This is a genomic window from uncultured Amaricoccus sp. (assembly GCF_937891315.1).
Lineage (GTDB): Bacteria > Pseudomonadota > Alphaproteobacteria > Rhodobacterales > Rhodobacteraceae > Amaricoccus.
This window is the reverse complement of sequence record NZ_CALAGI010000099.1, coordinates 1-9258: the sequence shown is the minus strand read 5'-3', so window position 1 is coordinate 9258 and position 9258 is coordinate 1. Positions and strand designations below refer to the sequence as shown.

The window sequence follows — 9258 nt, the reverse complement described above, 5'->3', positions numbered from 1 at the left end:
CCTCCGCAAGCTTGCTCCGGGCGCGCGGACCGCGGGCGCGCCACTGGCGCCCCCTGAGGTCGGTCCGCGGGAAACATCTCGAACCGAACCGATCGAACGGATCTGGTATGAAGGGCCCGCCACCAAAGCACGAAATCATGCGCATGGTTTGTGCATGGTTTCCGCATCGGTTGCGCATGGCAAAAACGCAGCCATTCGAGGGCCTTGATCCGGATTTCGCCCTCGGCGGGACGTTTGACGTCTCCGTGACGTTTTCCTTTGCCGATTCGCGATTCATCGCTATGTTGCAGCGCAATGAAAACGCAGGAAATCGCCCGTCTGCCGCCCGACGCCGTCATCAGCCTCGATGCGGGCCGACGGGTGCGCGTCGGCGTCCACGGCGCCCGCGCCACCCGCCTCGCCGAGATGATGGCGCTCGGCCTGCCGGTGCCGCCGGGCGTCGCGCTGTCCTTCGAATGCGTGCGCGCCCTGGCCGACGGCGGAGCGATGCCGGAACTGCCGCTGATCGCCTTCCCCGGCCGCCTCTTCAGCCTGCGTTGCAGCCCGGAACTGCGCGAATGGGGCGGCCCGAGCGCGATCCTGAACCTCGGCGTCACCGCCTCGACCCTGCCGGCGCTGTCGGACGCGATCGGCCCCGCGCCCGCGCGCGAGCTCTATCGCCGGCTGATCCCGACCTATGCCCACGCCGTGCATGGCATTGATCCGGAAGGATTCGCCGCGCTTGCCCGCGCGCACAAGGCGCGCGGCGGACCGGCCAGCGTCGACGATCCCGACGCGCTCGACGCGCTGCTGGCCGAGATGCTGACCCTCTTCGAGGAGGAGGCCGAGGCGTCGTTTCCGCAGAACCCGCGCGACCAGCTCGAAGGCGCCGCCCGCGCGCTGGCCCGGGGCTGGAACTCGCCCTCGGCCCGCATCCTGCGCGCGGCCAACGGCGCCCCGGCCGAGGCGGGGCTCGGCCTCATCGCCCAGGATCTCACCCTCGCCCTCGCGCCCGGGGTCAGCGGCGCCGGCTATCTGCGCACCGTCGACAGCCGCACCGGCGCCCCCGCCTGCGTCGGCGCCTTCGTCCCGCGCGGCCAGCGGGTGCTCACCGGACCCGGCGCGCGCCGCCACCGCGCGCTGACCGTGATGGCCCGTCTCGAAGCGCGCGAGACCGAGCCCTCGCTCGAAGAGATGGCGCCCGACGCGCTGGCGACGCTCAAGTTCCTGGCCGAGCGCGCGGCCATGGGACTCGGAGACGCGTACCAGCTTGAATTCGTTATGGAAAACGGACGGGCGGCGATCATTGACGCGTCACCGGCCCGCCGCGGCGCCCGCGCTTCGGTGCGGATCGCGGTCGATCTCGCCAACCGCGGCGCCATCACCCGCGAGGAGGCGCTGCTGCGGGTCGAGCCGCGCAACCTGATCGAGCATCTGCATCCCCAGATCGATCCGTCCGCCCCGCGCGACGTCTGCGCCAGCGGCCTCGCGGCCAGTCCCGGCGCCGCGACCGGCCGCATCGTGTTCAGCGCCGAGGCCGCGCAACTCGCCGCCGCCCATGGCGAGTCGACGATTCTCGTCCGCTCCGAAACCGGCCCCGAGGACATCCGCGGCATGCACGCCGCCGCCGGCGTCCTGACCATCCGCGGCGGCATGACCAGCCACGCCGCGGTGATCGCCCGCGGCCTCGGCCTGCCTTGCGTGGTCGGCGCCGCCGAGCTGCGGCTCGATCCGGTCAAGCGCAGCCTGACCACGCCCGACAGCCGCGTGCTGCGCGAGGGCGCGCTGATCACCGTCGACGGCACCCGGGGCGAGGTCTTGTCCGGCGCGCCGAAGATGGTCGCCCCGGAACTTGGCGGCGCCTTCGCCGAGCTGCTCGACTGGGCCGACGCCGCGCGCGACCTCGGGGTCCGCGCGAATGCCGACACTCCCGACGACGCCCGCGCCGCCCGCGATTTTCGCGCCGACGGCCTCGGCCTCTGTCGCACCGAGCATATGTTCTTCGACGCCGCGCGCCTGACCGTGATGCGCGAGATGATCCTCGCCGACACGCTGGCCGAGCGGAAGGTGGCGCTCGACCTGTTGCTGCCGATGCAGCGCGACGATTTCGCCGAGATCTTCGGGATCATGCGCGGCATGCCGGTGACGATCCGGTTGCTCGATCCGCCGCTGCACGAATTCCTGCCGCACAGCCCCGAGGAAATGCGCGACCTCGCCGAGGCGATGGGAATTCCGGTCGAACAGGTGATTACCCGCGCGGCGGAACTCGCCGAGGTCAATCCGATGCTCGGCAAGCGCGGCGTGCGGCTCGGCGTCACGATGCCCGAGATCTACGACATGCAGGCCCGCGCCATCTTCGAGGCGGCGATCGCGGTCAATCGCGATGGCGGCGCGCCGGTGGTGCCCGAGGTGATGATCCCGCTGGTCTCCGCCACCCGCGAGGTCGAGCTCGTCAAGGCCCGGGTCGATGCCATCGCCGCCGAGGTTCAGAAGGAACAGGGAATCGAGCTGCCCTACCGGCTTGGCGTCATGGTCGAGACCCCGCGCGCCGCGCTGCGCGCCGGCGATCTCGCCGCCTCCAGCGCCTTCCTCAGCTTTGGCACCAACGACCTCACGCAGATGACCTATGGCCTGTCGCGCGACGATTCCGGCCGTTTCATGCGCGACTACGTGAATCAGGGCGTCTATGCCGAGGATCCGTTCCATTCGCTGGATGTCGAGGGCGTGGGCGAGCTGATGCTGATCGCCGCCAAGCGGGGCAGGGCGCGCAACCCCGCCCTGACCCTCGGCCTCTGCGGCGAGCATGGCGGCGACCCCTCGTCGGTGCGGTTCTGCAAGGTGGCGGGCTTCGACTATGTCTCCTGCTCGCCGTTCCGGGTGCCGATCGCCCGGCTCGCCGCGGCGCAGGCGACGCTGCTGTCGGTCGGGGGAGCAGGCGCGGACCATTCGGCATGAAGCCGTTGCCTTCGGATCTCGGCGCGCTCCGGGCGGGGGGCAAGGCCGCCCTCGCCCGCGCGCTCTCCGCGCTCGAGACGGCGCCGGAGGACGCTGGCCTCGTCGCACTTCTCGACGCCGCCTTCGTCAGGCCGGGCGGGCTGGTGCTCGGGTTGACCGGGCCGCCGGGGGTCGGAAAATCGACCCTGATCAACGCGATGCTCGCTCGATTGCGCGCGCGGGGCACGAGCGTGGGCGTCATCGCCGTCGATCCCTCCTCGCGGCGTTCCGGCGGGGCGCTCCTCGGCGACCGGACGCGGATCGAGACCGATCCCGAGGATGCCGGCGTCTTCGTTCGCTCGATGGCGGCGCGGCGGCGACTCGGCGGGCTCGCCGATCTCACCTTTCCGGCCTCGATGCTGATGCGCGCCTGTTTCGACTGGGTGATCATCGAGACGGTCGGGGTGGGGCAATCCGAGATGGAGATCACCGATTGCGCCGATCTCGTCGTCTTCTGCGCGCAACCGGGGTCGGGCGACGCGCTGCAGTTCATGAAGGCCGGGGTCATGGAGATCCCGGACGTGGTGCTGGTGACCAAGGGCGATACCGGCGCGCCGGCCCGCCGCGCGGCGGCCGACGTCAAGGGCGCGCTGTCGCTCGCCGCCGAGGACCGGCCGCCGGCCGCCGTCGCGATCGTGTCCGCCATGAGTGGCGAGGGGCTCGATGAAGCCCTGACGATCATCGCCGCCTGCGCCGCGGACCCCGCCGCCGAGCTCGACCTCGCCGCGCGCCGCCGCGCCCAGGGTCGCGCCTGGGCCGAGAGCCGACTCGTCGAATCGTTCGGCCGCGAGGGACTCGCCGCCCTCGCCCCGCGCGGACTCGCGGTGGAAAGCCCCTTCGCCACCGTCGCGCGCCTGTCGCGAGTCGCGCGCCAGGCGCTTCACCAGAGTCTTGAAAACATCTGAATCAGCGCGGAATTCACGCAGCTACACGCGACGATTGAGCCGCCACGATTGGCGACTTTCCGCCTACACTTTGCAAAATCTGGACTTTCCGTCCCCGCGTCTGTCAGACAAACGCCGTTAACGTTTGACTTGTGCAGTGCAACATGACGCCGGCCGAACCGTGATCGGCCCAACAGACGGAAGCCCGATGAACGGCAACGCCAGACTGCCCCTCCGCGCCATGCTCGGCCTCATCGCGTCCTGCGTGTTCTCCTTTCTGCTCGCTTCGGGACCCGCCTCCGCCGAGAGCGCGCCGAAGTCGCGCCTCTCGGTGACATCGGTCGCCCAGGCGATCGGGCAGGAGCGCGCCACCTTCAGGACCCGCACCTCGCGCCTCGCCGCGCTGTCGCAGGCGGCGAAGGGGCGTCCGGTGGTCGATGACGCCAGCGTGGTCGACGCGGACGCTCTGGTGACGGTCGGTGCCCGCAACGTCGATCCCGGCGCGGCGGTCAAGCTCGCGGCCGCCGGCACCCGTTCGCTCGACCTCGCGTCGATCGACGCGCTGCCACTGGCGCAGGGCGGCGCGCAATGGCAATGCCTGGCCGAGGCGGTCTATTTCGAATCCCGCGGCGAGCCACTCGCCGGACAGATCGCCGTGGCCGAGGTGGTGCTGAACCGGGTGGACGACCGCCGCTATCCCAATACCATCTGCGGCGTGACCCGCCAGGGCTCGGGCGGTCGCGGCTGCCAGTTCTCCTATGCCTGCGACGGCCGATCCGACGCGATGGTGAGCCGCGTCTCGCGCGAGCGGTCCGAGAAGATCGCAACGCTGATGATCGCCGGCCGCGCCCGTACCGTCACCGACGGCGCCACGCATTTCCACGCGGCCTACGTCCGCCCCGACTGGGCGGGCCGCATGACCCGCACCGCCAAGATCGGCCATCATTCCTTCTACCGCTCGGCGACCCGCGTCGCGCAGCGCTGAGGGAGCCGCGGCGCGGGATCACCGCGCCAGACGATCCGCGCCAACGGCAAGGGGTCGCGCCGGTCGGATCGGCGCTATTCCTCGCGCGGGAGGCGGCGGTGGCGGGCGCGACTGCCGACCTCGATCGCGGCGGCGGTCAGCCGCTCGATATTCATCTCGTGTCGCAGCTCCAGCAGGAACCGCAGCTCGGCCTGAAACGGATGACCGTCGGCGGCGGCCACGTCGCAGGCGAGCGCGTAGGCCGTCTCCTGCAGCGCCGGTTGCAGCGCCTCGCGGACGAGGCCGAAGAGCGCGTCGAGCCCGTCCTCCTCGGTGAAGAGGTCGAACACGGTCTGGGCCACCAGCCGCAGTCGGTCGCGATCGTAGCCCTCGAAGATCGGCAATGTATCGACCATGCGGCTGATCGACAGCAGCTCCATCGTCGTCATGTTCTCGTCGGAAGCCGAGACCGCGATCATCACCGCGACGAGCGCATCCTGGCTGGAAAAGGACGGGGGCGTGAAATCGGTCATGGGATCCTCGAAGGGGCCTTTTCGAAGCGGGTCCCCGGAGGGCTTCGGGCGGCGACCCGACCGGTTGTATTGACCCGCGCGCGGCCGGGCAATAGGAAGCGCCGAACCTGGGGGTGGCCCCGGAACCCCGGTGCCACTCGGGACGGATTGGATCGCGACATGGACGAGCTGCGCGCCCTGGCGCTTGAATCAAAGGCCTGGCCGTTCGAGGAGGCGCGCAAGCTCGCCAAGCGCTACGCGAAGGCGCCGCCGGCCAAGGGTCACGTGCTGTTCGAGACCGGCTATGGCCCCAGCGGCCTGCCGCATATCGGCACCTTCGGCGAGGTGGCGCGGACCACGATGATCCGCCGCGCCTTCGAGCTCATCTCGGACATCCCGACCCGGCTCATCTGCTTTTCGGACGATCTCGACGGCATGCGCAAGGTGCCGGAGAATGTACCGAACCAGGAGATGCTGCGCGAGAACACACAACGGCCGCTGACCTCGGTCCCCGATCCGTTCGGGGAATACGAGAGCTTCGGCCATCACAACAATGCCATGCTGCGCCGCTTTCTCGATACCTTCGGTTTCGAGTATGAATTCGTCAGCGCCACCGACTTCTATCGCTCCGGCCGGTTCGACGCGACGCTGCTTCGCGCCGCCGAGCGCTACGACGCGATCATGGAGGTCATGCTGGCGAGCCTCCGCGACGAGCGGCGCAAGACCTATTCGATCTTCCTGCCGATCTCGCCGACTTCGGGGCGGGTGCTCTATGTGCCGCTGAAGGAAGTGAACGCCGCGGAGGGCACGATCACCTTCGACGACGAGGACGGGACCGAGACGACGCTCCCGGTCACCGGCGGCCACGTGAAGCTGCAGTGGAAGCCGGATTTCGGCGCGCGCTGGGCGGCGCTCGGCGTTGATTTCGAGATGTATGGCAAGGACCATTCGACCAATACGCCAATCTACGATTCGATCTGCGGGATCCTCGGCGGCCAGAAGCCGGAGCATTTCGTCTACGAGTTGTTCCTCGACGAGAAGGCCGAGAAGATCTCGAAGTCCAAGGGCAACGGCCTGACCATCGACGAATGGCTGACCTATGCCTCGACCGAGAGCCTGTCCTATTTCATGTATCAGAAGCCGAAGACGGCGAAGCGGATGTATTTCGACGTCATCCCGAAAGCCGTCGACGAATATCACCAGCAGCTGCGCGCCTTTCCCGGCCAGGACGCCGGCCAGCGGCTCGCCAATCCGGTCTGGCACATCCATCGCGGCCAGCCGCCGGCCAGCGACATGATGGTGCCGTTTTCCATGCTGCTCAATCTCGCCAGCGCGGCGAACGCCCATGACAAGGCGGTGCTCTGGGGCTTCATCCGCCGCTATGCGCCGGAGGCGAGCCCCGCGACGCATCCCGGCCTCGACGCCGCCGCTGGCCACGCGGTGCGCTATTTCGAGGATTTCGTGGCGCCGGCCAAGGTCTATCGCGCCGCCGATCCGCGCGAGGCGGCGGCGCTCGCCGACCTGCGCGACCGGCTCGCGGCCTGGGACGGTCCGGCCGAGGCGGAGGCGCTGCAGGACCTCGTATTCGCCGTCGGCAAGGACCATGGGTTCGATCCGCTGCGCGCCTGGTTCGGCGCGCTCTACGAGGTGTTGCTCGGCGCCGAGCAGGGGCCCCGCTTCGGCGGCTTCGTCGCGCTCTACGGCGTGCCGGAGACCATCGCCCTGATCGACGCCGCCCTCACCGGCCAACTCGCGGCCTGAGGCGCGCGACGGCGAGGGAGGCGCGCGAACGAAAACGGGCCGGACGATCGTCCGGCCCGTTTCGAAATATCGAGTATGGACAGTCGACCGCGGCTATTCGGCGGGCTGGACCACGCGGGTCGGGACCGGTGTGGGCGCGGAGAGGCGCGCGGGCTGGTTGCCGCCTTGCGACAGCGGGTCGTCCTGGCGCTGGACGGAGCCCTCGAAATGCGCGCCGCTCTCGATCGCGATCGTCTTGTGGACGATGTCGCCCTCGACCCGGGCGGTGTTGCTGAGCCGAACCTTGAGGCCACGCAGCCGGCCGATGACCCGGCCGTGGACCACGACGTCCTCGGCGACGACCTCGCCCTTCACCGTGGCGCTTTCGCCGACGATCAACATCTGGGCGCGGATGTCGCCCTCGATGGTGCCCTCGACCTGAATATCGCCGCTGGAGCGGACATTGCCGGTAATCGTGATGTCGGACGACAGGACCGAGGCGGCGGGTTTCGGCTTGCTCGGAACCGGGGAGACCGGCGCGGACCGCAACTCGGGCGCGGCGGGGGCGGGAGTGGGCAGCTCGGCGACGGGCGCGGGCTGGGGAACAGTGTCGTTACGGGATTTAGAAAACATCCTTCGCAGCCTCCAGAAAGGTCATGGGATCAACGGCTGTTCCGTTCACATGAACCTCGTAGTGAAGATGGACCCCTGTGCTGCGCCCCGTGGACCCCATATCACCGATCTGTTCGCCGCGCGAGACCCGTTGTCCGACGTGGACCCGGATCTTGCTCTGATGTGCGTAAACTGTCTCAAATCCGAGCTCATGGCGGATGCGGACCACGTTGCCGTAGCCGCTTTCCCTTTCCGCCGCGACCACGACGCCATCGGCGGTGGCAAGGATCGGCGTGCCCTTTGGCGCCGCGAAATCGACGCCCGCGTGCTTGCGCCGGCCGCGACCCTTGGGATCCGTGCGAACCCCGAAGCCGCTGGTGAAGCGGAACGTGTCATGCACCGGGACGGCGAGCGGCACCTTGCCCGCGGCGATCCGCATCAGGTTCATCCGGTCGATGCTGACCATCATCGTGTCGAACCGGCTGGTCGCGCCGTCGTCGTAGTTGCGGCTCGACATCACCGGCGCGCTGAGCGGACCGCCTTCGCCGGAATAGTCGGCCCGCACCTTGGCGAGCAGGCTATCGACGTCGATATTCGCCTCGGCGAAGACCTTTTGCATCGGACCGAAGGACATGGCCACCGCCTGGTCGATCTGGTCCATCATCTCGGCCTGGCGCCGGGTATTGACCTCGGCCCGCAGGCGCAGGTCGGCCACCTGCTCGGCCAATCTGGCGCGTTCGGTCTCTGCGAGATCCCGGGCGCCCGCGACATCGTTCAGCCTGCCCGAGACAGCGCGCAGCGTCTCGTCGAGGTCATCGCCGGATTCACCCGCCTTCGCCTCGGCCAGCAGCTTGGTATTGGCGCTGTCGCGCTGGGCCACGACGCTGCGCAGTCGGTCGCGCATCAGGTCGAGCGCGGTCGAGAGTTCGCGCCGCTCCTCGATGGCGGCGAGCAGTTCGGTCTGCTGGCGGCTGACCTGATCCATGGCGAGCCGGAACCGGCCCTGCGCCGAATGCGCCTCGGCCGCCCGGGTGTCGCGCTCGTCGGCCAGCTCGTCCAGCCGGGCCTGATAGGCTTCGCGCAACTCGACCGCCGCGCCACCCCGCGCGTCGGTCGCCACGAAGTCCGAGACCACGCTCGCCGTCGCCACCGCCATCCAGCCCGCGGCCGCGAGGGCGGTCGTGCCGATCATCAATTGGGAGAGGGGAGTGATCCTGAAGTAGCGAGTGCCGCCGTCTGACTGGATAAACAGCCTTTTCTCAGAAAAAACTCCCGACAAGGCACAGTTTATCCGGCGACGAAAGCCCGCCATTCCCCACCCTCTTGGTTGTTCCACCTTGTAGGGCGATGCCCCCTCGCCGGCACTTAGTAAAAAACCGGGTCGGCAATGGCAATGCGAGGAAAGCGTGACTCGCGCCGTCGCGCCGGTGTCGGCGGATCTTCGCCGGGATCCGAGCGTCGAGGGCGGCGCGAGGAGAATTCAGAATCTGAGGATTTTCTGATAGCGCGTTTGACAATATGCGGAAAATTCAATTCAAGCGAAATAATCGCAGGGCGATCCAACGCCAAGGTG

General features: G+C 69.0%; 8 protein-coding genes. 4 read left to right on the top strand and 4 right to left on the bottom strand.

The window, feature by feature from the left end; translation table 11 throughout:
• Positions 1-294 precede the first annotated feature (294 nt).
• From Q0480_RS09080 to Q0480_RS09070, 3 genes are all read left to right on the top strand, one after another.
• On the top strand, positions 295-2934 hold the full coding sequence (locus Q0480_RS09080) for a putative PEP-binding protein (protein ID WP_299132200.1): 2640 nt from the start codon (positions 295-297) through the stop codon (positions 2932-2934).
• Positions 2931-3878, top strand: coding sequence for an ArgK/MeaB family GTPase (locus tag Q0480_RS09075; protein ID WP_299132199.1), 948 nt, complete (start codon positions 2931-2933; stop codon positions 3876-3878). Before Q0480_RS09080 ends, Q0480_RS09075 begins: the two co-directional genes overlap by 4 nt.
• A gap of 187 nt (positions 3879-4065) precedes the next feature.
• Entirely contained in the window at positions 4066-4842 is a 777-nt protein-coding gene (locus tag Q0480_RS09070) for a cell wall hydrolase (protein ID WP_299132198.1), read from the top strand.
• Positions 4843-4916: 74 nt separating this feature from the next.
• Here the strand turns inward: Q0480_RS09070 and Q0480_RS09065 are convergent, their stop codons facing one another.
• Positions 4917-5354, bottom strand: a complete 438-nt coding sequence (locus tag Q0480_RS09065; protein WP_299132197.1) for a tellurite resistance TerB family protein — start codon at positions 5352-5354, stop codon at positions 4917-4919.
• Between the two features lie 159 nt (positions 5355-5513).
• Between Q0480_RS09065 and Q0480_RS09060 the strand changes: the two genes are divergently transcribed.
• A complete protein-coding gene (locus tag Q0480_RS09060; RefSeq protein WP_299132196.1) occupies positions 5514-7094 on the top strand; it encodes a lysine--tRNA ligase in 1581 nt (526 codons plus the stop codon).
• Between the two features lie 93 nt (positions 7095-7187).
• On the opposite strand, the gene Q0480_RS09055 is transcribed toward Q0480_RS09060, so the two are convergent.
• The 3 genes from Q0480_RS09055 to Q0480_RS09045 all read right to left on the bottom strand — a co-directional run.
• The gene (locus tag Q0480_RS09055; RefSeq protein ID WP_299132195.1) at positions 7188-7706 is read right to left on the bottom strand and encodes a polymer-forming cytoskeletal protein; all 519 of its coding nucleotides are present in this window, start codon (positions 7704-7706) and stop codon (positions 7188-7190) included.
• A complete protein-coding gene (locus Q0480_RS09050) occupies positions 7696-8997 on the bottom strand; it encodes a DUF5930 domain-containing protein (RefSeq protein WP_299132193.1) in 1302 nt (433 codons plus the stop codon). Before Q0480_RS09050 ends, Q0480_RS09055 begins: the two co-directional genes overlap by 11 nt.
• A 53-nt stretch (positions 8998-9050) precedes the next feature.
• Positions 9051-9258, bottom strand: a 208-nt coding sequence (locus Q0480_RS09045) for a hypothetical protein (protein WP_299132192.1), incomplete at its 5' end; no start/stop codon positions are given.